The sequence below is a fragment of the Oleiharenicola lentus genome (assembly GCF_004118375.1).
Lineage (GTDB): Bacteria > Verrucomicrobiota > Verrucomicrobiia > Opitutales > Opitutaceae > Lacunisphaera > Lacunisphaera lenta.
Map to the genome: position 1 here is coordinate 2776974 of NZ_SDHX01000001.1, position 24208 is coordinate 2801181.

Annotated in this window: 22 protein-coding genes; 13 read left to right on the top strand and 9 right to left on the bottom strand. The window is 64.2% G+C overall.

The window, feature by feature from the left end:
- Positions 1-31: 31 nt before the first annotated feature.
- The 7 genes from ESB00_RS11350 to ESB00_RS11380 all read right to left on the bottom strand — a co-directional run bounded on the left by ESB00_RS11350 (position 32) and on the right by ESB00_RS11380 (position 8118).
- On the bottom strand, positions 32-775 hold the full coding sequence (locus tag ESB00_RS11350; RefSeq protein ID WP_129047798.1) for a class I SAM-dependent methyltransferase: 744 nt from the start codon (positions 773-775) through the stop codon (positions 32-34).
- Between the two features lie 114 nt (positions 776-889).
- The gene (gene thrC / locus ESB00_RS11355; RefSeq protein ID WP_129047799.1) at positions 890-2248 is read right to left on the bottom strand and encodes a threonine synthase; all 1359 of its coding nucleotides are present in this window, start codon (positions 2246-2248) and stop codon (positions 890-892) included.
- A gap of 111 nt (positions 2249-2359) precedes the next feature.
- Complete coding sequence (locus ESB00_RS11360) at positions 2360-3574, bottom strand: aspartate kinase (protein ID WP_129047800.1); 1215 nt, start codon at positions 3572-3574, stop codon at positions 2360-2362.
- 155 nt (positions 3575-3729) lie between these two features.
- Positions 3730-4509 (bottom strand): hypothetical protein, encoded by a 780-nt coding sequence (locus ESB00_RS11365; protein WP_129047801.1) that lies wholly within the window; start codon positions 4507-4509, stop codon positions 3730-3732.
- A gap of 30 nt (positions 4510-4539) precedes the next feature.
- Positions 4540-5235, bottom strand: a complete 696-nt coding sequence (plsY, locus tag ESB00_RS11370) for a glycerol-3-phosphate 1-O-acyltransferase PlsY (protein ID WP_129047802.1) — start codon at positions 5233-5235, stop codon at positions 4540-4542.
- On the bottom strand, positions 5235-6824 hold the full coding sequence (gene serA, locus ESB00_RS11375) for a phosphoglycerate dehydrogenase (protein ID WP_129047803.1): 1590 nt from the start codon (positions 6822-6824) through the stop codon (positions 5235-5237). Before serA ends, plsY begins: the two co-directional genes overlap by 1 nt.
- A 238-nt stretch (positions 6825-7062) precedes the next feature.
- Positions 7063-8118, bottom strand: a complete 1056-nt coding sequence (locus ESB00_RS11380) for an alkene reductase (RefSeq protein WP_129047804.1) — start codon at positions 8116-8118, stop codon at positions 7063-7065.
- Positions 8119-8448: 330 nt separating this feature from the next.
- Between ESB00_RS11380 and ESB00_RS11385 the strand changes: the two genes are divergently transcribed.
- From ESB00_RS11385 to ESB00_RS11415, 7 genes are all read left to right on the top strand, one after another.
- Complete coding sequence (locus ESB00_RS11385) at positions 8449-9123, top strand: SGNH/GDSL hydrolase family protein (protein ID WP_164976170.1); 675 nt, start codon at positions 8449-8451, stop codon at positions 9121-9123.
- A 78-nt stretch (positions 9124-9201) separates the two neighbouring features.
- Positions 9202-9846 (top strand): HD domain-containing protein, encoded by a 645-nt coding sequence (locus ESB00_RS11390; RefSeq protein ID WP_129047806.1) that lies wholly within the window; start codon positions 9202-9204, stop codon positions 9844-9846.
- 159 nt (positions 9847-10005) lie between these two features.
- The gene (galB, locus tag ESB00_RS11395) at positions 10006-12663 is read left to right on the top strand and encodes a beta-galactosidase GalB (RefSeq protein ID WP_129047807.1); all 2658 of its coding nucleotides are present in this window, start codon (positions 10006-10008) and stop codon (positions 12661-12663) included.
- Positions 12664-12963: 300 nt separating this feature from the next.
- The gene (locus tag ESB00_RS11400; RefSeq protein ID WP_129047808.1) at positions 12964-13449 is read left to right on the top strand and encodes an arsinothricin resistance N-acetyltransferase ArsN1 family B; all 486 of its coding nucleotides are present in this window, start codon (positions 12964-12966) and stop codon (positions 13447-13449) included.
- 75 nt (positions 13450-13524) lie between these two features.
- Positions 13525-14838, top strand: coding sequence for a DUF2157 domain-containing protein (locus tag ESB00_RS11405; RefSeq protein WP_129047809.1), 1314 nt, complete (start codon positions 13525-13527; stop codon positions 14836-14838).
- The gene (locus ESB00_RS11410; protein WP_129047810.1) at positions 14835-15899 is read left to right on the top strand and encodes a GDYXXLXY domain-containing protein; all 1065 of its coding nucleotides are present in this window, start codon (positions 14835-14837) and stop codon (positions 15897-15899) included. Before ESB00_RS11405 ends, ESB00_RS11410 begins: the two co-directional genes overlap by 4 nt.
- A 2-nt stretch (positions 15900-15901) precedes the next feature.
- A complete protein-coding gene (locus tag ESB00_RS11415) occupies positions 15902-16504 on the top strand; it encodes an alpha/beta fold hydrolase (RefSeq protein ID WP_129047811.1) in 603 nt (200 codons plus the stop codon).
- Here ESB00_RS11415 and dgt read toward each other — a convergent pair.
- On the bottom strand, positions 16488-17759 hold the full coding sequence (gene dgt, locus ESB00_RS11420; RefSeq protein WP_129047812.1) for a dGTP triphosphohydrolase: 1272 nt from the start codon (positions 17757-17759) through the stop codon (positions 16488-16490). The two genes, ESB00_RS11415 and dgt, sit on opposite strands and share 17 nt — an antisense overlap.
- Before the next feature lie 277 nt (positions 17760-18036).
- Between dgt and ESB00_RS11425 the strand changes: the two genes are divergently transcribed.
- From ESB00_RS11425 to ESB00_RS11450, 6 genes are all read left to right on the top strand, one after another.
- Positions 18037-18561 carry a methylated-DNA--[protein]-cysteine S-methyltransferase gene (locus tag ESB00_RS11425; RefSeq protein ID WP_129047813.1) on the top strand — a complete coding sequence of 175 codons (525 nt, stop codon included), beginning with the start codon at positions 18037-18039 and terminating at the stop codon, positions 18559-18561.
- A gap of 127 nt (positions 18562-18688) precedes the next feature.
- On the top strand, positions 18689-19321 hold the full coding sequence (locus ESB00_RS11430; RefSeq protein ID WP_129047814.1) for a DNA-3-methyladenine glycosylase family protein: 633 nt from the start codon (positions 18689-18691) through the stop codon (positions 19319-19321).
- Between the two features lie 19 nt (positions 19322-19340).
- Positions 19341-20354, top strand: a complete 1014-nt coding sequence (locus ESB00_RS11435; RefSeq protein WP_129047815.1) for a magnesium transporter — start codon at positions 19341-19343, stop codon at positions 20352-20354.
- A gap of 203 nt (positions 20355-20557) precedes the next feature.
- A complete protein-coding gene (tdh, locus tag ESB00_RS11440; protein WP_129048346.1) occupies positions 20558-21586 on the top strand; it encodes an L-threonine 3-dehydrogenase in 1029 nt (342 codons plus the stop codon).
- A 79-nt stretch (positions 21587-21665) separates the two neighbouring features.
- The gene (locus ESB00_RS11445) at positions 21666-22883 is read left to right on the top strand and encodes a glycine C-acetyltransferase (protein ID WP_129047816.1); all 1218 of its coding nucleotides are present in this window, start codon (positions 21666-21668) and stop codon (positions 22881-22883) included.
- A gap of 1 nt (position 22884) precedes the next feature.
- The gene (locus ESB00_RS11450) at positions 22885-23289 is read left to right on the top strand and encodes a cytidine deaminase (RefSeq protein WP_129047817.1); all 405 of its coding nucleotides are present in this window, start codon (positions 22885-22887) and stop codon (positions 23287-23289) included.
- Positions 23290-23374: 85 nt separating this feature from the next.
- Here the strand turns inward: ESB00_RS11450 and ESB00_RS11455 are convergent, their stop codons facing one another.
- Positions 23375-24172, bottom strand: coding sequence for an alpha/beta hydrolase (locus ESB00_RS11455; RefSeq protein ID WP_129047818.1), 798 nt, complete (start codon positions 24170-24172; stop codon positions 23375-23377).
- Positions 24173-24208 lie beyond the last annotated feature (36 nt).

Below are 24208 nucleotides of genomic sequence, written 5' to 3' on the forward strand. Positions count from 1 at the left end.
TTAACGTCTCCGCCTTCGCTCTTTTTGAACGTTACCCGGTGTGCCTCCCCACCCGGCCGGCCAGCGGCCAGACGATCCGGCGCCGGCCAACACCCCACAGGGGAACCAGTTCCATCTCCAGAGCCGTCACCGGGTCTTCGCCGCTCTCCCGCGTGTAGCGGACCACCGACGACCACGTCCGCAGGTAGGCGGCGAGTTCGGCCAGGGTCCACGCGTGCTCCATCGTGCTGGCGGGGAATGGGATCTCCTCAAAGGGAAAGTCGAAATCCCGGTAGCCGGCCTCCACATGCCGTCGTTCAGGCGGCCAGCACGGCCAGATCGCGCCGCGGTAGAAGCGTTGCAACACCTCATCGATCGCCGGGGTGATGAGACACAGTTCGTAGGACCAGATGGCCAGCACGCCGCCAGGGCGCAGCACGCGTTTGGTCTCGGCATAGAAACTCGCGCGATCAAACCAATGCACCGCCTGCGCCACGGTCACCAAATCAACCGAGGCGGATTCGAGCATCGGAGCCGTCTCGGCCGAAAGATGGTATTCCACCCGCGGGTGCGCGACGGCCTGCGCGAGTTGGGCCCGGCTCGGCTCGGTCGCCACGACACGCTCAAAATGGGCGGACAGCGCCACCGCGGCCTGACCATTGCCCGTGCCCGCATCCCAAGCGCACCGGTGCGCCGGAGCCAGCCGGACGAGATGCGCAAACAACTCCGACGGATAAACCGGCCGCGCCTTGGCGTAACCGCGAGCCTGCGTCGAGAAATGATCCTGAAAGCTCACGTTCTTCGGTTTCCCACTTCCCGGGCGAAAGCGCGAGAGCTTCTCCGGTCGGGTGCCGGGTTTGCAGCCCGGATAATAAAATCCAGTGCGACCCCTTAAGCGCCCGTTATGGCCTCACACCGCCCGCTGCGTGATGAACGCCTTGATCGCCTCGGCGTCGGCGGGCAGGCGGTGCTTCACGATCGGGCGCGACTTCAGCTCATCCAGCGCCGGAGCCGTGGGCTCCTGGCCGATGGCAGCGTGGATGGCGGCGGGAAACTTGGCCGGATGCGCGGTGGACAACACCACGCTCACGCGCTGCGGGTTGAGGTCCTTGAAGGCGCAGGCCGTGTGCGGGTCCACGATGTAGCGGTAACGCTCATACACGCGCTTGATCAGCGCCGCGATGTCCTCGTCGCTGGCGGCGGAGGAGCTGAACACCGACTTGTTGAGCAGGTCGAAGCGGTAGGAACCGGTCGCCTTGATCTGCGCGAGCACGGCGTTGACGCGGGTCGGGCTTTCATCGAGCGCGTAGTAGAGGAACCGCTCGAAGTTCGACGCCACCTGGATGTCCATGGAGGGAGCGAGACTCGGATGCACCTCGCCGCTGCGATACTCGGCCGTGGTGAACAGCCGGTGCAGGATGTCGTTCCGGTTCGTGGCCACCTTGAAGCCAAGGATGGGCACGCCCATCTGCTGGAGCAGCCAGCCGGCAAAGACGTTGCCGAAGTTGCCCGTGGGCACGACAAACTCTACCTTCTCGCGGTCGGCCTCGGGCAGCCGCAGCCACGCGTAGAGGTAATAAACCGACTGTGCCAGCACGCGGGCAATGTTGATCGAGTTCACCGCCGAGAGGTTGTGCTGCGTGGCGAAGCTCTTGTTGGCGAAGATGTCCTTCAGCACGCGCTGCGCGTCGTCGAAGCTGCCGTCGATGGCGATCGCGTGGACGTTGGCCGCGCCGGTGCAGGTCATCTGCCGCTCCTGGAGCGGCGACACGCGGCCCTCGGGATAGAGAATGAAGATCGCGGTGAGCGGCTTGCCGAGCAGGCCGTGGATGGCGGCGGCGCCGGTGTCGCCCGAGGTGGCGCCGAGCACGTTGATGCTGCGATTTTTCTGCGCGCACTGCCAGCCGTAGAGGTTGCCGAGAAACTGCAGGGCAAAGTCCTTGAACGCGAGCGTCGGTCCGTGGAACAGCTCCAGCACGTAGAGTTTAGGGTCGATCTTGCGCAGCGGCGCGATGTCGGGATGCGTGAACGTGCCGTAGGAACGGTGCACGATCTGCTCCAGCACGTCCGCCGGGATGTCGGTCGCAAAGATCGACAGGAACTCCGTGCAAAGCTCGGCGTAGCTGAGGTTCTTCCAGGCCGGCAGCCGCGGGCTGATGTCGGGCAGGCTTTCCGGCAGAAACAACCCGCCATCCGGGGCGAGCCCGATGGCCACCGCTTCGTTGAAGGAAACGGGATCGGTCAGGCCGCGGGTGGAGACGTATTTCATCGTTCGGTGCGAGTCATTCTGAGCGAAGCGAATATTCCAGGGGCATGCACGTCATTTTCGGGATCCTGCGCCCTCTGCGCGGGCGCAGGAAGACGCGACGACAGCGTCGCGTCACTTCTCCAGCCCGAACGCCGCGTGGGCGGCGCGCACGGCCTCGTCGGCCTTGGCGCGGTCCACGGCGACGGTGATCTTGATCTCCGAGGTGCTGATGAGCTGGAGATTGATGCCCTTCTCGCCCAGCGCGGTGAAGAGCGTGGCGGCCACACCGGCGTGCGTGCGCATGCCGACGCCGACCACGGAGAGCTTGGCGATGTTGTCGAAAGCCTTGATCTCGCCACCGCCGAGCTTCTTGAGCACGGCCGGCAGCACGCGCACGGCGTTCTGGGCCTCGTCGCGCTGCACGGTGAAGGTGATGTCGGCCACGCCGGTGTGCGCGGCGTTCTGCACGATCATGTCCACGTTGATGGTGGCCTCGGCGAGCGCCGTGAAGATGGTCGCGGCGGCGGACGGCTTGTCCGGCAGGCCGGTGATGACGACCTTGGCCTGGTCCTTGTCCACGGCGACGCCGCGGACGACTACTTTTTCCATGGAGGCGACTTCTTCTTTCACGATGGTTCCCGGGTTGTGGTTGAAACTGGAGCGGACCTCGAACACGACGCCGTATTTCTTGGCGAACTCGACGGAGCGCGACTGCATGACCTTGGAGCCGAGGCTGGCGAGTTCGAGCATCTCGTCGTAGCTGATCTCCTGGATTTTCTTCGCCTCCTTCACGATGCGCGGGTCGGTCGTATAGACGCCGTCCACATCGGTGTAGATCTCGCACTTGTCGGCCTTGCAGGCGGCGGCGAGCGCGATGGCGGTGAGGTCGGAGCCGCCGCGGCCGAGCGTGGTGATCTGCCCGTGCTCGTTGATGCCCTGGAAGCCGGCGACGATGCACACCTTGCCGGCCTTGAGGTCCGCCATGATGCCCTTCGGGGCGATCTGCTTGATTTTGGCCTTGGTGAAAACCTGGTCGGTGACGATGCCCGCCTGCGCGCCGGTGTAGGAAACGGCCGGGATGCCGATGGCGTGCAGCGCCATGGCGGTCAGGGCGATGGTCTCCTGCTCGCCGATGGCCAACAGCATGTCCATCTCGCGCGTGTCGGGCCGGTCGGTGATGGCTTTGGCCTTGGCGATCAGCTCGTTCGTGACGCCGGAACGGGCCGAGACGACGACCACGAGGCTGTGTCCCTCGTCACGGGACTTCTTGATGCGCTGGGCGACGTTCTTGATCCGGTCGATGTCGCCGACCGAGGTGCCGCCGTATTTCTGGACGATGAGAGCCATTGTCGTAAACCCAACTAAATGGCGCGCCCCCCCGCGCCTTGGCAAGGCGGGATTGGCACCCTCACGTCATATCACAAGCGCCGAACTGTCTGTGTGTTTACGGTTTGCGCCGGAAAGCAGTGGCACTCGTTCACTTCTGAACGATGCGTGCCTCGTCAGGGAGTTCCACCTGAGACAAGCATCTGCTTAATGATAAAGGCCGAGGGATTCGTTCCGTATAACACACCGTTCGGGTAGAAGATCCATTTCCCGTTCAGGTTACGTGCAAACAGGTAGGATTTCGGCTCAAGCCTGAAGTCCCCGCTATCCAACCTGACCAACCACGCCTGGTCAGTCTTAAGCTTGCTCGTATCGGGCATCACCATTGCGAAATATGCTCCGAATACTACCCGCATCGCATCAGGCTCAATGCTGCTTCGATGCAGCCACTGTCTCTCCCGGTAAACGCCCGGAGGGAAAACCGTCGATGTGATTTGAGGATCACCTTCAAATATTTGGGCAAACGCGGCGCGATCTCCAATGGTCAATGCTCGGTTTATCTTGCTGGAGATCGCCAATAGAAACGGGCCTGCATCGTTGTTTCTGCCTAACGGACTAAAGTCTCGCTCAGAGAAAACGCTGCGTCCGTAAATTGAGAACTGTCCACTTGGGGAGATTGCCACGGCATCCCCGCTGATAGCATTCAGCAATGAGATCGAGTAGTCTCCGGGTCCGCTCTGGTGCAGAGCATTTATACCGCTCTTCAACGGAAAGTCGGATACTGTGCTCCGAAAATTGCCATTCGCAAAGAAGGCGGGTTCGCCGTTGATCCACACCTCTGTCGTTCCAGCCCCTTTCCCTTCTGCGATCAAAACGGCTGGCTGTTCACCTTTCGGTCGAACCTCAGCCGCCGCAACACACAGCAGGCAGCAAAAAAGAGCCAGTTTCCCGTTCATAGTAGTTGATATGCGAGAGTCGAAAATGACTCACTGCGTCGGAGCCGTCTTCTTCGCAAACTTGCTCTCTGTGCCGGCCATCAGGCGCTTGATGTTCTCCCGGTGGCGAATGATGACGAAAAGGCCCAGCGCGGTGACGACGACGTTGAGGTAAACCGGGTTGCCGCGCAACCAACTGGCCACAGGCACGGCGACGGCGGCGAGAATCGAGCCGAGGGAGACGTAGCGCGTGGCGTAGAACGTGACCACCCACACGGCGGCGCCGATCAGGCAGGAAACGGGGACGAGCACCAGGACGCCGCCGGCGGCGGTGGCGACGCCCTTGCCGCCCTTGAACTTGGTGAAAATCGAGAACGAGTGCCCGAGCACCGCGGCCACGGCACCGGTCAAACCGATGAGGCGCCAGTCGGCACCCGCGAGGTGTCCGGCGGTGTCGATTCCCCACCTGTCGATGGTGTAGTTCACCGTGCCGCCGGTCCGCTCCAGCAGCGCCCAGGCGGCCGCCAGCGCGCCTTTCAGCACATCGAGCGCGAACACCAGGTTGCCCGCGCGCTTGCCCTTGGCGCCGAACTTCTCGCCGAGCACGCGCTTGACGTTCGTGGCGCCGGGGTTGCCGCTGCCTTCCTTGAAGATATCGACGCCGTGCGCCCGGGCCACGATCGCCCCGAAAGGCAAGGCCCCGAGAAAGTATCCGATGATGGCGGCGACGAGGAGTCCGAGGAGCATCAGAGATTGACGACCTGAGCCTGTTTGATGGCCCGATGGCTGGTCAACTCCTTAACCGTCGCTTCCGTGGGAACGCTGTCGAGATTGAGCACGCAGAGCGCGGTGCCGCCGGCGTTGTTACGGCTCAGCGACATGGCGGCGATGTTCACCTTCTCGCGGCCGAGCAGGGTGCCGACCATGCCGATGATGCCCGGCTCGTCGTGGTTCACATAGACGAGCAACGCGCCCTTCGGCTCGGCCTCGATCTCGCGGCCGTTGAGGGCCACGATGCGCGGGCTGTTGCCCTTGCCGAGGAGCGTGCCGGCGGCCGAGAAAACCTCGCCACCTGCGGTGACCGCCTCGACCAGCATCAGCTCGGTGTAGTCGGTCTCGGCGTTGGACTTCACGACCTCGGCCTGCACGCCGAGGCGCTCGAGCACCACGGGGGCGTTGATGAAGTTCAGGCTCTCGCTGCTGATGCGGCTGAGGAAGCCGCGCTGCACGGCGCGCGTGACGGGGTTGGCGTCGAGCTCGACGATCTTGCCAAAGTAGGTGATGCGGAGCTTCTCGACGCGGTCGGTGGCCAGCTGCTGCACCAGCGTGCCGAGCTTGCCGCCAAGTTCGAGGTAAGGCCCGATGAGCTTGAGGGTCGCGGCGTCGAGCGAGGGCATGTTGACGGCGTTGCGGATGACGCCGCCGGCGAGCACGTCGGCGATCTGCTCGGCGACCTCCACGCCCACGGCGTCCTGCGCTTCGGCGGTCGAGGCACCGAGGTGCGGCGTGAGGGAAACGTTGGGGAACTTGCGCAGCTCGTGGTCGGCAGCAAGCGGCTCCTCCTCGAACACATCGAGGCCGGCGGCGGCGACGTGGCCGGACTTGAGCGCGGCCACAAGGGCGGCCTCCTTGATGATGCCGCCGCGGGCGCAGTTGAAGAGGCGAACGCCCTTCTTGCACTTTGCCAAGGCGGCCTCGTCGATCATGTATTGGGTCTGCTCGGTCAGCGGCATATGGACCGTGATGTAGTCCGCCTGCTTGAGCAGGTCGTCGAGCGATACGGCCTCGATCTGCATGGCCTTGGCGCGACTCGGGGCGAGATAGGGATCATAGGCCACAACGGTCATGCCGAAGGCCTGCGCGCGCTTGGCGACCTCGGCGCCGATGCGGCCGAGACCGATGACACCGAGCGTCTTCTTGAACAGCTCGATGCCCGAGAAGCTCTTGCGGTCCCACTTGCCGTCGCGCATGGACTGCGCGGCCTGGGGCACCGGACGGGCGCCGCACAGGATGTGGGTGAAGGTCAGCTCGGCGGTGGCAATCGTGTTGCCCGAGGGCGTGTTCATCACGATCACGCCACGCTCGGTGGCGGCATCGACGTCCACGTTGTCCACGCCCACGCCGGCGCGGCCCACGACCTTCAGCAGCGGCGCGGCGGCGATGACCTCGGCCGTGATCTTGGTCTCCGAGCGGACCGCGATCGCCTGCACATCCTTCACCAACTCCAGCACCTTGGCCGGGGAAGAGCCGTATGCCTCGACTACTTCAAAGCCTTTCTGCGCACGCAGGAAGGCAACGCCCTTGGGTGAGATCTTGTCGGCAACGAGGATTTTCATGGGAAAGGGTCAGGTAAGCAGACCCCCCGCCCAAAATGCAACCTTCCAGACAATCCAGACAGTTAGCCTCCGGGGGTTATGACGCGGCCCCCAACAGGAAACGCGGGGAGACCAGTTCACTGCCACTGAGGATAATTGTCGCGGTGAACCCATGGGCAACCCGCTTGCAGGCGCACTCCTTGAAGAGCGCCCACACACTGCTGTGCATCTGGTTGCAATACCCCGGCTTGGACGCCTCTCAGGCCGCCAATGTCGGATAGTCGGTGTAACCCCGCGCAGTGCCGCCGTAAAACGTGCCGTTATCCGGCTCGTTCAAGGGTGCGCCGATCTTCAGGCGATGCGGCAGATCGGGGTTGGCGATGAACAATTTGCCCCAAGCCACGGCATCCGCCTCTCCCGCCGCGAGCACCTGCGCTGCCGTTGCGGCAGTTAAACCCTGGTTCGCGATGTAAACCCCACCAAAAGCACGCTTCAGTCCCGGACCCAGACGCGGCAAATCGAGCGATTCGCGGGCACACAGGAAGGCGATCTTGCGCCGCCCGAGTTCACGCGCGAGGTAGCCGAACGTCGCGGCCGGGTCGCTGTCGCCCATGTCATGCGAGTCGCCGCGCGGGGCGAGATGATACCCCACCCTATCCGCCCCCCATACGCTGATCGCGGCGTCGGTGACCTCGAGCGCGAGACGCGCACGATTCTCGACGGGGCCGCCGTAGTCATCCGTGCGATGGTTCGTGCGGTCCTGCAGGAACTGGTCGAGCAGGTAGCCGTTGGCCCCGTGGATCTCGACGCCGTCGAAGCCGGCGCGCAGGGCATTATCCGCTCCGCGCCGGTAAGCCGCCACGATGCCCGCGAGTTCGGACAACTCCAGCGCCCGCGGGGTGACATACGGCTTGATTGGCCGGACCTGGCTGACGTGTCCGGAAGGCGCAATCGCGCTCGGAGCGACGGGCAACGCACCATTCAAATAGATCGGGTCCGAGATCCGGCCGACGTGCCACAATTGAAGCAGGATGCGTCCACCCGCCTCATGCACCGCCGCCGTGACTTTCTTCCAACCCGCCAACTGTTCCTCCGACCAGATGCCCGGCGTGTCGGGATAACCCACGCCCATCGGATCCACCGCGGTCGCCTCGCTCAGGATGAAACCGGCCGACGCGCGCTGGACGTAGTATTCGGCCATAAGCTCGGTGGGCACCCGTCCGGCACCCGCGCGGCAGCGGGTGAGCGGGGCCATGATAACGCGATTCGGCAGCGACCATGCGCCGACCTTCAAGGGCTGATGCAGAAGTGACATGCGGGCGATGTAACCAGACCGACAGGTTTCGCAAACGGAGCGGAAGAACCAGGATGCGATTTTAGTCTGATTCGCCCAAGAAGATGAGGACTCGAACGGAACTTACCAAGGTGCGGTTGTCATCGAACGTCCCTACCGTCATCCTGAGCCGCGCGAAGGATCCAGCTGCATAACCGTCACCAGACATTATCTTGGATCACTTCGTTCAGGATGACAATTTCGAGGATTTAAGGGGTCTGAAGTCACACCCCAATGCGTAGCGGCGTCTTCTCCGACCTTCTGCGCTGCTCCCCGGTTGCACCCACGCGATTCTGGTATTTGCTGACAGCCGTGAAACACCCCGTCCTGCCCCGCCTGCTTCTCCACTTCACGCTGCTCTCCACTTTGCTCGCCCTGTTCGCGTCCGCCGCGCCCGAGGCCTGGCTCAAGGAAATCGACGCGCTCACCGCCCACGACGCCACCCAGCCTCCGGCCAAGGGCGGCGTCGTCTTTGTGGGCAGTTCGTCCATCCGTCTGTGGAAAACACTGGCCGAGGATTTTCCCGGCGTCCCGGTGATCAATCGCGGGTTTGGCGGGTCCGAGTTGGCCGACAGCGTTTTCTACCTCGATCGCGTCGTGCTGCCCTACCAGCCGCGACGTGTGGTCGTGTTCGCCGGGACTAATGACCTCAAGAACGGCAGGACGCCCGAGGCGGTCGCCGCCGACTTCAAGGCTTTCCGCACCAGGCTGCACGCCGCGCTGCCCGAGGCGAAGCTGCTCTACCTTTCCATCACGCTCGCGCCCTCACGGGCCAATATCCATGACGCCATGCGCAAGGCCAACCGGCTCATCGCCGCCGACTGCGCCACCGACCCGCGCTGCACCTTCGTGGACATCAACACGCCAATGGCCGGCGACAAACCCGCCCCCGGTCCGGAACTGTTCGTCGAGGACCAGCTGCACCTCAACCCCGCCGGCTACGCCATCTGGACCAAGGTCCTCGCGCCGCATATCACGGCCAAGTAAGTGTTAGGTCGGAAGAGCTTCTTCTGCTTCTCTGACTTCTTCTTTCCTCCTTCTTAATTCTTCCTTTCCCCGGTTTCCGTGTCTTCTGTGTTTTCCGTGGGCAACCCATCATCCCTCTCCCCCGCCGAACGTTTCCGCCGTCAGATCGCCTTCATCACCGAAGTGGACAAGCTGAAGGAGATTTTTCGGCAGACCATCCTCACGCAGAGCCGCCGCGCCGAAAACAGCGCCGAACACTCCTGGCACTTCGCGCTCATGATCATCGTGCTCGCGGAGCATTCCAACCACCAGCCGCTCGACGTGCTGCGCATCCTCAAGATGGTGCTCATCCACGACCTCGTGGAAATCGACGCCGGTGACACCTTTGCCTACGACACGAAAAACATGGCCGACCAGCACGCGCGCGAGGCCCGCGCCGCCGACCGGATCTTCGGCCTGCTGCCGCCGGACCAAACCGCGGAGTTTCGCGCGTTGTGGGACGAGTTTGAAGCGCGGGCGACTCCCGAGGCACGCTTCGCCGCCGCCTGCGACCGGTTTCACCCGATGCTGCTCAACTGCCTCACCGACGGCCACGCTTGGCAGAAGCACGGCGTCACCCACGACCGCGTCCGCGCCCGCAACGCCCACGTCGCCGAAGGTTCTACCGCGATCTGGGAATACGCCGTGAAGATGATCGACGACGCCGTCGCCAAGGGCCACCTCGCCCCGGGTCCGAAATCTTGAGGTGGAGGGTCGGTCTCCGCACCGACCGCGGCTGGCCCGGCAGCCAGCCCTCCTGAAATTCCCCGCAAAATCCGGGCAGCAAAAGCCAGCGGACGGCATGCCGGTGGCCTCGCCACTTCGCTCCCACGCGGCCAGACTTGGAGCATCCCCCTCCCCGCCATGCGCACGCCCCTGATCCTCGTCGCCCTGTTCGCCCTGATTTCGCTCCGTGTTATCGCCGCCAGCCCTGAGCCTGTCGAACGGGCCGACGCCCCGCCCCGTGAGCGCGTCTCCTTTAACGACGGCTGGCTCTTCAGCCGCACCGACGCCGAATGGGTGCTCGGTCAGCTCGACTACGCCTACTCCAAACCTTGGCTCCTCGCCTCCGCGGCCGATCTCTTCGGTCCCACCAGCCCGCGGATCACTCAGCCCCGCGGCAACTTCGGCGGACACTTCACGCACACCCAGCCCGGTTTCGACGACAGCGACTGGCGCAAACTCAACCTCCCGCACGACTGGGGCATCGAGGGCGCCTTCAAGCAGGAATACCCCGGCGACACCGGCAAGCTCCCGTGGTGGGGTGTCGCGTGGTATCGCAAGCACTTCGACGTGCCCGCCAGCGATGCAGGCCGCCGGCTCGTTCTCGAGATTGACGGCGCCATGGCCCACTCGCTCGTCTGGCTCAACGGGCACTTCGTCGGCGGCTGGCCCTACGGCTACACCTCCTACCAGCTCGACCTCACCCCGTTCGTTAAACCCGGCGAAAAAAACGTCATCGCCATCCGCCTCGACAACCCGACCGAATCCTCGCGCTGGTATCCCGGCGGTGGCCTCTACCGCAACGTCTGGCTCACCAAGACCGGCCCCATCCACGTCGCCCATTGGGGCACCGTCGTCACCACTCCTAAGATCACAGCCGACGCCGCACACGTGAGCGTGCAGGTCATCACCGACAACGACTCCGCGGCGAAGGCCAGCCTGAGCATCGCCACCGAAGTCTTCGCCCTCGATGCCAGCGACCGCAAATCCTCCGCCCCAGCCGCCACTGGCGCTCCGGTTTCGGTCGGCATCGAACCCGGCCGACAGGCCTCGGCCACGCAGTCGCTGGTCGTGACGCAACCCAAGCTCTGGAGCGTGAGCGCACCACACCGCTACGTCGCCGTTACCACCATCAGCCAGGACGGCCGCGTTGTGGACCGTATCGAGACGCCCTTCGGCATCCGCAGCATCGCCTTCGACGCCGACCGCGGCTTGCTGCTCAACGGCGAGGTCGTGCCGATCCGCGGCGTATGCAATCACCACGACCTCGGCGCGCTCGGCACCGCGATCAACGTCCGCGCGCTGGAGCGCCAGCTGGAGATTCTCCGTGCCATGGGTTGCAACGCCATCCGCACCAGCCACAACCCGCCCGCACCCGAGCTGCTCGACCTGTGCGACAAGCTAGGCTTCCTCGTGATGGACGAAGCCTTCGACTGCTGGGGCAAGGGCAAGAACCGTCAGGACTACCACGTCCAGTTCCCCGACTGGCACGAAGCCGACCTCCGCGCGCTCGTGCGCCGGGACCGCAACCACCCGAGCGTCATCCTCTGGAGCATCGGCAACGAAGTGATCGAGCAGTGGTGGGCCGACGGCCAGGAAGGCTGGAAACTTGCCGCCCGCCTCGCCGGCATCATGCGCGAGGAGGACCGCACGCGCCCCGTCAGCGCCGGCTTCAACGGCGAGATCAGCGGCTACAACGGCTTCCAGCATGTGCTCGACGCCATCGGCTACAACTACCGCATCAACGAATACGCCCGCTTCAGACAGATCAACCCGACCGTCCCGCTCTTCGGCGCCGAGACCGCGTCCGCCCTGAGCTCGCGCGGCGTGTACTTCTTCCCGATCAGCGACAACAAGATCGACCCCGCCAGCCGCGCCGACTTCCAGGTGAGCAGCTACGATCTCTACGCGGCACCCTGGGCCACGCCGCCCGATGTCGAGTGGCGCGCGGCCGACGCCGTGCCCGGCTACGCGGGCGAGTTCGTGTGGACCGGCTTCGACTACCTCGGCGAACCGACCCCCTACAACGCTGACCTCACCAACCTGCTCAACTTCTCCGACCCCGCCGAAAAGGAACGCCAGAAGAAGCAACTGGAGGAGCTCGGCCGCATCCCGACGCCGTCGCGCAGTTCCTACTTCGGCATCGTGGACCTCGCCGGCTTCCCGAAGGACCGCTACTACTTCTACCAAGCCCGCTGGCGCCCCGACCTGCCGATGGCCCACCTGCTCCCACACTGGACCTGGCCCGAGCGCGTCGGCCATGTCACGCCGGTCCACGCCTACACCTCGGGCGACGAGGCCGAGCTCTGGGTCAACGGTCAGTCGCTCGGCCGCAAGAAACTCGCGAAGGGCGAATACCGGCTGCGCTGGGACGACGTGAAATACGCCCCTGGTGAAGTCCGGCTGGTCGCCTACAAGGCCGGCGCCAAATGGGCCGAAACCGTGCAACGCACCGCCGGTCCCGCCGCGAGGCTGAAGCTCATGCCTGACCGCCGCGAGATCACCGCCGACGGTAAGGACCTCTCATTCGTCACCGTGCGTATCGAGGACGCCGACGGCGTGCTCGCCCCGCGCGCGGCCAACCGCGTGGCTTTTGCGGTCAGCGGCCCGGCCGAGATCATCGCCACCGACAACGGTGACCCGACGAGCTTTGAGTCGTTCCAGTCCAAGGAGCGCGCCGCCTTCAACGGCCTGGTGCTGGTCGTGATCCGCACCAAGACCGGCGAGTTCGGCCCGATCACCCTCCGCGCCACTTCCCCCGGCCTCGCCCCAACCGAAGTCAGCCTCACCGCGAAGTAGAGGGGTTCGGTCTCCGCACCGACCGACTCCCAAATGGTGGAGCCCGCGCTCTGCGCGGGCTGGCTCGATTGTAGGGTCTGCGCTTGCGCCGACCTCGGTCGCGATTGCCGAGCCAGGTCGTCGCAAGCAACGACCCTACGAAGAAGAGACTGCCCCGTTCCAATCCGTGCTCATCTGTGTCATCGATGGTCAACCCTGACTTGGATTTCGTGCCCCTTCGTGTATTTCGAGTCCGTCGCTGCCCTTCTCAATCTTCAGGTTTCAGGTCTCAAGTTTCAGGTTTTTCTTCCCTTTCCTCCCATGCTCCGCGCCGCCACTTCTGCCGATGCCGCCGCCATTGCGGCGATCTACAATCACTACGTCCTGCACACCATCGTGACCTTCGAGGAGGAGGCCGTGACCACCGACGAGATTGTCTCCCGCATCCGCGAAGTGCAGGGCGCCGGCATCCCGTGGCTGGTGTGGGAGGATAACGGCCGCGTGCTAGGCTACACCTACGCCAGCAAATGGAAGTCGCGCTGCTCGTTCCGCTACTCGCTCGAGACGACGGTCTATCTCGACCAGGACGCCACCGGCCGCGGTCTCGGTCGCAAGCTCTACACCGCCCTGATCGAGGCCCTGCGCGCCCAGAAATACCACGCCCTCATCGGCGGCATCTCCATCCCCAACCCCGGCAGCATCGCCCTGCACGAGAAACTCGGCTTCCAAAAAATCGGCCACTTCAAGGAAGTCGGCTGGAAGTTCAACCAGTGGATCGACGTCGGATATTGGGAGCTGGTGCTGTGAGTCCCAAGAGATAAATGGCGTTGCCGGCCGCTCGAACCCCCGCTTGGCTGGGCTGACAAGCGGGCCGCTTACCTCATGCAAAAACACGTTCGTTGGCTCATGACCGAGATCGACCGCTGGGAGGCGGAGGGTGTTGTGTCCGTCGAACAGGCCGGAAAGCTCCGTGCCCGCTACGCCTCCACTGCTCCTGCAGTTCCGTGGGGACTTTTGGTCTTCGCCACGGCTGGCGCAATCGTCGTCGGCCTTGGGGTGATTCTCCTCTTCGCCTACAACTGGGATGAAATTTCCAAGTTCGGCAAGCTGGCCCTCGTCCTCGGCTCGGTGATCGCCGCGCACACGTTCGGCATCCGGCTGCTCGCGCGTGCGGGCTGGCAGGCGAAACTGGGCGAGGCGCTGACTGTGCTCGGCACCATGCTCTACGGCGCCGGCATCTGGCTGGTCGCACAGATCTACCACATCGACGAACACTACCCCAACGGCTTCCTCTTCTGGGCGCTCGGCGCACTCGCCATGGCCTGGGCGCTTCGCTCGACGGCTCAGGGGCTGATGGCCACGGTGCTGATCTTGATCTGGGGCTGTAGTGAGACGTTTGGCTTCAACAACGCCCAATACTGGGCCGTGCTGCTGGTCGTCGGTGGCATCGTGCCACTGGCGTGGCGGCAGCGCTCCGCCCTCCTGCTCGCCGCCGCTCTGGCCGTCATCCAGTTCCTCATCGCCGTCAACGCCACCTACTGGGGTGGCGAAGCTCACTCGCTGACTACCAGCCTCGCGCTCGGCGTGCTGCTGCTGGCCGCCGCCCGTTGGTGCACAATCTATCGGCCCGACTTTGGCGGCGGTGCCAGCGTGATGGCTTTCTTCGGCTGGGGCGCGTTTCTCGTGTGCGCCTACGTGCTATCGTTTCATGAGGCGGCCGACGACCTGCTCGACTGGTCGAATAGCAACGGTTCCGATGTCTTTCTTGCCGCGGGCTTCGGCTGGAGCCTCTTTGCCGCCGGTCTGATCGCCTGGGTGCTGCTGGCCCGGCGCGCCCTCGTGTTGAAAAGCATCTCGGTCCCGGTCGAGGACTGGCTGCTGCCCATCGCGCTGGTCTATTGCTTCGGTCTGGCGGTGATCGGCGTGCAGGCGCTGGAGCTTTTCGTCGCCTGGTCATTCAATCTGATGCTGCTCGGCGTGGCCATCATGTGGATGTGGCGCGGTTGTCGCGAGAGCCTGCTACGACCGACGGTGCTCGGCTCGGTGCTGCTGAGCTTCGTGGTGTTTGCCCGTTACTTCGACCTCTTTGAGAGCATGGCCTCGCGCGGCGTGGCCTTCATCATCCTCGGCGGCATCTTCTTCGCCGAGGCGATGTATTACCGAAAAGTTCGGCGCGAAACAGGAGGCGGCGCATGAAATTGAAACTCGTCATCACCGTCGCCGTCCTGCAGGTGCTCGTGCTCGCCTTCATGGCCGGGCAGCGCGAGTGGATCATGCACACCGGCACGCCGCTCACGCTGCGCACCGCCCCCATCGATCCCAACGACCCGATGCGCGGCGCCTACGTGCGACTCAATTACGACATCAGCGTCGTGCCCGCCGCGCTCTGCCGGGGCGAGACGGCCAAATGGGTCAAGTTCACCGGCGACTGGCGACAGCAGCGCCGGCTGCATGACCGCGTGGTCTATGCCGCCCTGAAGATCAACGAGCACGGCATCGCCGAGTTGGTCGCGCTCAGCGACCAACCGCCCGCAAGCGGCCCGTTCCTGCGCGGCCGCGTGGTAAGCGTGGACCATGACGACATCCGCGTGCGCTACGGCATCGAGGCGATGTTCATGTCGAAGGAAGCCGCGTTGCGCACCGAATCCATGGCCATCAAGGAAAGGGCCGGCGCCCCGATGGCCGTCTCGGTTGCCGTCGGCGGCAATGGCACCGCCGTGCTGAAGAACTTCGCTTGGGAACCGCTCGGCCTGACCATCACGCTGCAGCGGCCGCCGACGGAATCGCGCGACCCGACCCGCCCGTCGCAACAAATCCAGCGTCCGATCAACGCCGTCATCGCCACGCTGCACAACTACGGCGACAAGAACCTCGCCATCGTGGATCTCCCCGGCGGCCGCTCCTTCCGCCTCGTGCCCAATGCGCTCATGAACCACAACCGCTTCGTGTGGGCGCCGCCCGCGGACTTTGCGGTGCCGGCCCCCCGGGCGGAGAACATCATCGTGCTCAAACCCGGCGAGAGCCTTGCCATCCAGATCGATCTCACGGATCGGGATTGGTGGATTCGAGACATCACCAAACCGGAAATCCCCCCTGCCGCTATGTCGCAAAGGGATAACTGGGATTGGAACGCCAGCTTTCGCCTCGAATACGTCCCGCCCTCTGCCGATGCCGTCCGCGGCCTCACCAACGCCGACCTCATCCGCCACGCGCCACTGCGCTCACGGGCGTTCAGTGCGATGCAGGGGATAGACTGAGTATGATCTATGTTCTTCCCGGTATGGGTGCCGACCGGCGTATGTATCCAGCACCGTGGGACACTCTGCCTGATTGCTCCTTCCTTAACTGGCCCGACTACTCGGGCGAACAATCATTGAGCGAAATAGCGGAGAGCGTCGTTCGCCGTCATTCGATCGAAGAGGGTGCATGGCTGGCCGGTTCTTCACTCGGTGGCATGGTAGCGACCGAAATAGCGATGATGGTGCCGCTCAGGGGAATTATACTGATTGGCAGCGCTCGGTCACCAGACGAAGTCAGCACTTTGCTGCGCGCAGTTTCGCCGTTGATCGACCTCGCCCCGTTGCCATTCATTCAGCAACTCGCAGGCAAAGCTCCGATGGATTTGATGCAGATGTTCAAAGACAGCGACCCCGACTTCATTCGTGCTATGTGTCGGGCCATCGTGAACTGGAAAGGCATCGAAAAATACGTGCCAATCCACCGCATCCATGGCCGGCACGACTTGGTCATACCACTGCCAAAGCATGTCGAGCATGTGATCGACGGTGGCCACTTGATTGCCATGACCCACGCCGCGGATTGCGTGACTGCTGTGAAGAACCTCCTCAGCTCAAATCCCTGAAACTCCCAAACTCCGGATCAAACAGCCGCCGGTAGGTCCGCACGATCATGCCGTCGGTCTGGCCGGCGATGAAGTCGCAGATGCGGCGAGCTTTGCCGTCCTGGGTCTTCTCCGCCTCGATCAGGCGGCTGACGTTGCCGGGAAGGATGCGGATGATGCGCTCGTTGCGCTGGACGTAGTTTTCCCAGATGGCGTTGAAGAGGGCGTTGATGATGACGCGCGCCTTGTGCTCCAGCTGCTCGAGCTGCGGGCTCTCGAAGATGATGTCGTTGGCCATCTTCTTGAAGAACTCCGCCTCGCCGCGCGCCGTCTCCTCAATGATGAGGTCGTATTTGTAGCGATTCGTCTTCTCGGCCATGAAGTTGTCGCGCGTCTTCAGGCGACAGGCCTGGATGAAGTGGCCGATCTTCTTGGAAAAGGTGTTTTCGAGCCGGTCCTTGCGTACGGCGTCAAAGAACGAGTCAAGGTGCTTCTGTTCGATCGCGCCGATGGCCTCGCCGGCGGCCCAGCGCTCGACGCGCTCGACCGTGAGGAAGCCCGCACGCACGCCGTCCACGATGTCGTTGAGTGAGTAAGCCGCGTCGTCGGCCCAGTCCATGATCTGGCACTCGACGCTCTTGAAGTCATTCAGCGCCTCGCCGCGCATGAGCGGTCCGGGGATGCGGGCGCCGGCGAAGACCCAGTCGCGGATGCCGCCCTGGCCGTCGTAGATGAAGTGGTTGAGCGGCGGGGTGGCGAACTCGGTGTAGAGCTTCTTGTATTTCAGCACGCCGTCGAGGAGCGCGCGCGTGGGCTGCATGCCCTTCACGCCGCTCTCGTTCTGGTAGATGGTCTCGCAGAGGAGGTGCAGCGTCTGCGCGTTGCCCTCGAAGCCGCCGCGGCGCTTCATCAGCTCCTGCAGCGTGCGCTCGCCGCTGTGGCCGAACGGCGGATGCCCCATGTCGTGCGACAGGCAGCTCGCCTCGACGAGGTCGGCGTCGATGTAGAAGTCATCCGACAACGGGTCGCCGCGGCTGAGCAGGTAGCTGCAGATGGAGCGGCCGATCTGGGCGACCTCCATCGAATGCGTGAGGCGCGTGCGGTAGAAGTCGTATTCGCCGCTGAGGAACACCTGGGTCTTCGACTGGAGCTTGCGGAAGGCGTGCGCGTGGATGATGCGGTCGCGATCGATCTGGAACGGTGTGCGGTAGTCGGGCTTCCGGCTGGAGCTCCAGCATTGGGTGTCGAACTCGTTATAGAACCGGTTTGTCGGCATGGCGGTGAACGCGGACGAAAACAGGCCGCCGCCGCCGAGGCGAGCGGAATGGCAGTGAGGCGGAGCGTGACCACGGACAACGGACCATAGACCACGGACCTGAACCCGCCCTTGCAGCCGAACCGTCCATGCCAGCCCAACGAAGTCACAATCATCCCGGTTCCGGGCCGGGTCCGTTGTCTGTAGTCAGTGGTCTGTGGTCCGTAGCACCGTCCTTGGCCGATCGGCCACCCGGCGGAGGCTTGCACGCCTGAACGCGCCCCCTAGCCTGCCGACCATGCCTCACACGCTTTTCCCCACGGCCTTCGGCACCTGTGGCATTGCGTGGAACGACACCGGGCTCACGGGCTTCCAACTGCCCGAGGCAACCGAGGAACTGACCGACCAGCATATCGCCGCGAAGGACCGCCTCACCGGCGAGTCCGGCCCCACCCCCGACTGGGTGCAGGCGCTCATCACCCGCGTGCAGCAGCACCTCGACGGCAAGCTGCAGGACTTCGAGCAGGCGCGTCTCGACTGGTCCCGGGTGAGCGATTTTCAGCAGGCCGTCTATCGCCACGCGCTGGCCATCAAGCCCGGCTACAAGAAGAGCTACGGCGAGATCGCGAAGCTCATGGCCCTCGGCAACGAAGCGGCGCGCGCCGTCGGTGTGGCCCTCGCCACCAATCCCTGGCCTCTGATCGTGCCCTGTCACCGCGTGGTGTCGGCCAGCGACAAGATGACCGGCTTCTCCGCCCCCGGCGGCGTGCGCACGAAGACCCGTCTGCTCGTGCTCGAAGGCGCGGAGCTGTTGTCGGAATGAATCCTGTCATGGCGAGGAGCGACACGACGAAGCAATCCAGCTGTTTCGACAAGCTCAAGGTCCCGAGCCTGTCGAGGGACTGGATCGCCACGGGCGGCTTTGCCGCCCTCGCGATGACAATTAAGCCATGAGGCAACGTTTCCAGTTTGATCCTGTCGACGCCGTCGCGCACCTGCGCGCGACTGATCCGGTCATGGCGACGCTGACCAAGCGCGTGGGGCCGTTCGCACTCAAGCTCACGCCTTCCCACAGCCTGTTTGAGGCCCTGCTGCGCTCCATCGTCTATCAGCAACTGCACGGCAAGGCGGCGGCCACGATTCACGGACGCGTGCTGGCGCAATTGCGCCAGCATGGTGGACCGATCCCCGAGGCGCTTATCCGCGTCTCCGACGAAGCCCTGCGAACGGCCGGCCTCTCGCGGGCCAAGCTGCTGGCCGTCCGCGATCTCTCCGCCAAGTGCCTGGCGGGCACCGTGCCCTCGCTCAAGGATGCGGGCCGGCTCACCGACGCCGAGTTGGAGGAGCGACTGACCGAGGTCCGCGGCATCGGTCCGTGGACCGTGCACATGCTGCTGATCTTCACCCTCGGCCGGGCCGACGTGATGCCGACCGGCGACTTCGCTATCCGGCTCGCCTTCAAGCAGCTTTACCGCAAGCGTATCGACCCGTCGCCCGCCGTGATCCTCCGGCACGCCCGGTGCTGGCAGCCGTATCGCTCGGTTGCCAGCTGGTATCTCTGGCGGCACCTCGACACTCCCTGATTTTTCCCTTCATCCCTCCATGCAAGAGACCTCCGCGCCATTCCGCCCCGGCACCTACCCCGAGAACACCATCGGCCGACTCATGGAAGATCCCATCGCGGTCTTTCCCGAGTCCCTGACCGTCGCCGAGGCGACCGAACGCGTGCGAGAACTCGCCGCCAAGCGACTGTTCACCTATTGTTACATCGTCAATCCGCAGGGCGTGCTGAAGGGCGTGGTCACCATGCGCGATCTGTTGCTGCATGAGAAAGGGACGCGGCTAGACTCCTTCATGCTTAAGGACCCCTTCGTGCTGCGGCCGGAGTACCCGCTGATGGAGGCAATGCGTCAGACGGTGAACCGGCACTACCCGTCCTACCCCGTGTGCGACGATCAGGGCCTGCTCCTCGGCATCGCCCGCGGCTCGCGGATTTTCGAGCAACAGGCCATCGAGATCAGCGCCCAGCCCGGCGCGATGGTGGGTGTCGAAAGCGAGGAACGCGTCAACACGCCGTTCCTCCGCAGCCTCAAGTTCCGGCACCCCTGGCTGCAGTTCAACCTGCTCACCGCTTTCATCGCGGCCGCGGTGGTCGGGCTGTTCGAGGACACGATCGACCAGATCGTCGTGCTCGCGGTGTTCCTGCCGGTGCTCGCCGGCCAGTCGGGCAACACCGGCTGCCAGGCGCTGGCGGTGTCGCTGCGCGGCATCACGCTCGGCGAACTCAAGGCCGGCCGCGAAAGCCAGTTCCTCGTGAAGGAGGCCGCGCTCGGCCTCGCCAACGGCGCGCTCGTCGGCATCACCGCCGGCCTGGGCATGTTTTTCTACGCCACGTGGCAGCAGACCGCCGTGTCGCCCTACCAACTCGGCACGATTGTGTTTCTGGCGATGATGGGCAGCTGCTTCCTGAGCGGTGTGTCGGGCGTGATGGTGCCGATCACCCTCAAGAAATTCGGCGCCGACCCGGCGACGGCCTCGAGCATCTTCCTCACCACCGCGACCGACGTGGCTAGCATGGGCTTCTTCCTCGGCATCGCGCGGCTGTGGCTGATGTGAGGTCGAGTGAAGACAGACCACTGACAACGGACCACTGACCGCAACAACAACGCGATAAAAGACAGTCAGCTGGTGCCCCTAATTGCCTCGGTGGTCTGTTGTCCCTAACCCGTGGTCTCTGCTCAGACATCGCCTTCGCTGTTGTGTCATAAGGCGTTGGACCTAAGTTCAACGGCAACCAAACCTGCCCCATGCCCCAAACCATGCGCGCCATCGTGAAGCCAGCTGCCGGTCCCGGTCTCGTCATGCGCGACGTGCCGGTTCCCCGCCCCGGCCTGAACGATGTCATCATCAAGATCCGCAAGACCGCCATCTGCGGCACCGACGTCCACATCAACAAGTGGGACGCCTGGGCCGCGCGCACCATCAAGCCGCCGTTGGTGATCGGCCACGAATACGTTGGAACGGTCGAGGAGTGCGGCGACGGCGTGACCGGCTTCACCAAGGGCCAGCTCGTGACCGGTGAAGGGCATATCGTGTGCGGACACTGCCGCAACTGTCTCGCCGGCCGGCGCCACCTTTGCCCCAACACCGTCGGCGTCGGTGTGAACCGCGACGGTGCCTTTGCCGAATACGTTTCCATCCCCGCCACCAACGTCTGGAAGGTGCCGGCCGGCCTGAACACCGACGTCGTCGCCTGCTTCGACCCGCTCGGCAACGCCGTGCACACGACCCTCTCGTTTGACATGGTCGGCGAGGACGTGCTCATCACCGGCGCCGGCCCGATCGGCTGCATGGCCATCGCCGTCGCGCAGCACGCCGGCGCCCGGCACATCGTCATCACCGATGTCAACGACTCGCGCCTCGAACTGGCCAAGAAACTAGGCCCGATCCGTGCGGTGAATGTCGCCAAGGAAAATCTGTCCGACGTCTGGCACAACGAACTCGGCATGACCGAGGGCTTCGACATCGGGCTGGAGATGTCCGGCAATTCTGGCGCCCTGAACCAGATGATCGACAACATGGTGATGGGCGGACGCATCGCGTTGCTCGGCGTCCATCCCGGCGAGGCGACCGTCGATTGGAACAAGATTGTCTTCAAGATGCTTCACCTGAAGGGCATTTACGGCCGCGAGATGTTCGAGACGTGGTATAAGATGACCGCCCTCGTGCTCGGCGGCATGGACATCACGCCCGTCATCACCCACCGCCTGCCGATCGCGGAGTTTCAGCAGGGATTTGACCTCATGGGCTCCGGCCGCTCAGGCAAGATCGTGCTGAGCTGGGATTAATTTTGAACCCACCTGGAGGGCCCAGCTCCCGCTGGGCCGCGGCACATCAGGCGATGTGCCCTCCCCAAAGCCACCAATCATGAATCTCTCCTTCACCGCCCACCTGCAGAAGACCCTCGCTGAGATCGACGCCGCCGGCCTGACCAAGCGCGAGCGCATCATCACCACGCACCAGACCGCGCATATTGCCGTGGCTGGAAGCCCCACGACAGGCTCGGGGTCGGCGGAGCGCCGAGTGCTGAACCTGTGCGCCAACAACTACCTCGGCCTCGCCGACCACCCGGAGTTGATCGCGGCAGCCCACGCGGCCCTCGACCGCTGGGGCTACGGGCTCGCCTCGGTGCGTTTCATCTGCGGCACGCAGCAAATCCACCGCGACCTGGAGACTGCGCTCGCACGCTTCCTCGGCACCGACGACACCATCCTCTATTCCTCGTGCTTCGACGCCAACGGCGGCCTGTTCGAAACGCTGCTTGGGGCGGAGGACGCCGTCATTTCCGACGAGCTGAACCACGCTTCAATCATCGACGGCATCCGCCTGTGCAAAGCGCAGCGCTACCGCTACCGGAACAACAACCTCGCCGACCTGGAGGCAAAGCTGCAGGAGGCCGACGCGGCCAAGGCGCGCTTCAAGCTCATTGCGACCGACGGCGTGTTCTCCATGGACGGCACGATCGCCGACCTGCGCGGCATCTGCGATCTCGCCGACAAATACCAGGCGATCCTCATGGTGGACGACAGCCATGCCGCCGGCTTCATGGGAGCCACCGGCCGTGGCACGCACGAACATTGCGGCGTCATGGGCCGCGTGGACGTGTTCACCGGCACGCTCGGAAAGGCCCTCGGTGGCGCCAGCGGCGGTTACACCAGCGGGCGCAAGGAGATCATCGACCTGTTGCGTCAGCGGTCGCGCCCCTACCTGTTCTCCAACACCATTCCACCGGCCGTCGCCGGCGCGGCTCTCAAGTGCCTGGAAATGCTGAGCGCTTCGACGGCCCTGCGCGACAAACTGCACGCGAACACGCGTTTCTATCGCGAAGGCCTGACCAAGGCGGGCCTGACGATCAAGCCGGGCACACACCCCATCGTGCCCATCATGCTCGGCGACGCCGTGCTCGCGCAAAAAGTGTCCGCGCGCCTCTTGGAAAAGGGGCTCTACGCCGTGGGCTTTTTCTTCCCGGTTGTAGCCCAAGGCCAGGCCCGCATCCGCACCCAGGTGTCCGCCGCCCACAGTCGCGAAGATCTCGCGTTTGCCATTGAGAAGTTCGCCGAAGTGAAGCAGGAATTTGGCTTCTGACATGCCCTCGCCCGCCCAGCTGAAGAAACTCCGGACCGCCGCGAAGGCGGCCGCGGCGAAGGCTTACGCGCCCTATTCCAAGTTTCGGGTCGGCGCGGCGGTCATCACGAAGACGGGCAAGATTTTCCGCGGCTGCAACGTCGAGAACGCCTCCTACGGGCTCTGCAACTGCGCCGAACGCACGGCGCTTTTCAGCGCCGTGGCCGCCGGCGAGCGCGAGTTCAAATGCGTCGTGGTCTATACCCCGACCAAGACCGCCACGGCGCCCTGCGGCGCGTGCCGGCAGGTGATCTACGAGTTCGGCCGGAAGATTCGGGTGCACTCCTTTTGTGACGGACTCGACCGCATTGACGGCTCGATCGGATCACTGCTGCCGGCGGCATTCGGGCCGGAGGATTTGAAGTGATTCCATGCAGGGTCGCCGCTTGCGGCGACCTCGTGCGCACGGTCGCCCCAGAGGGGCCCTGCTGCGAGCCGTCCGGATCGGAAAACTAGAGCGAATCCGTAAACTTCCTCAGCTCTTCCCAGTAACGCGGGCCCGTGAAGTCGGCGAGGCCGCTGTGCGGGCCGCCCTCGACCATGAGCTTGGCTTTGCGCGCCGTGATAGCGTCGTAAAGCCGCTCCCCGTGCCAGGACGGAACCGTGTCATCGGCCGTGCCGTGAATGATCATGATCGGACTGCGCAGCTCCGGAATTTTTTCCAAGTTCTCGAACTTGTCGGCCGGGAAGACCGGGATGCGCGTCATCACGCGATAGGCGCTCACGAATGCGCCCTGGAGGACAACCCCGGCCACAGGTCGGTTTCTCGCCAGGTCCACCGCCGGCCCGCCCCCCAGAGAGTAACCAAAAATGACAATCTGCTCAGCCGGCACACCAAGCTTCGTCCGCAGGTGGTCGTAAGCCAGCCGCGAGTCGGCAGAGACGTTCAATTCATCCGGAGTCCCGCCGCTGAGTCCGTAGCCCCGGTAGTCGAACGCAAAAACCGCATAACCGGCCTTCACGAACTCGGGCAGGTATTCGCCGAGACTGCCGAGGTCTTCGTAGTTGCCGTGCAGGTAGAACAGCGTGTGCTTGGCCGTGGAATTGGGCCAGTGACGCGCCATGATCTTCACGCCGTCCGGCGCGGTGAGCGTGATGTATTCCGGTCCGGGCGAGTATTTCAGCGGCGGACGCGGGAAGAGCATTGATCGCGCGAGAAAGTGAGCCCCGACGGCACAAATGACATAGACGCCGGCCAGGAGGATCAGGATGCGACCGAGACTGAGCAGAATGTCAGGCATCTTCAGCATGTCACTCTGCGCATAACGAAGAATCCACTCCAATGT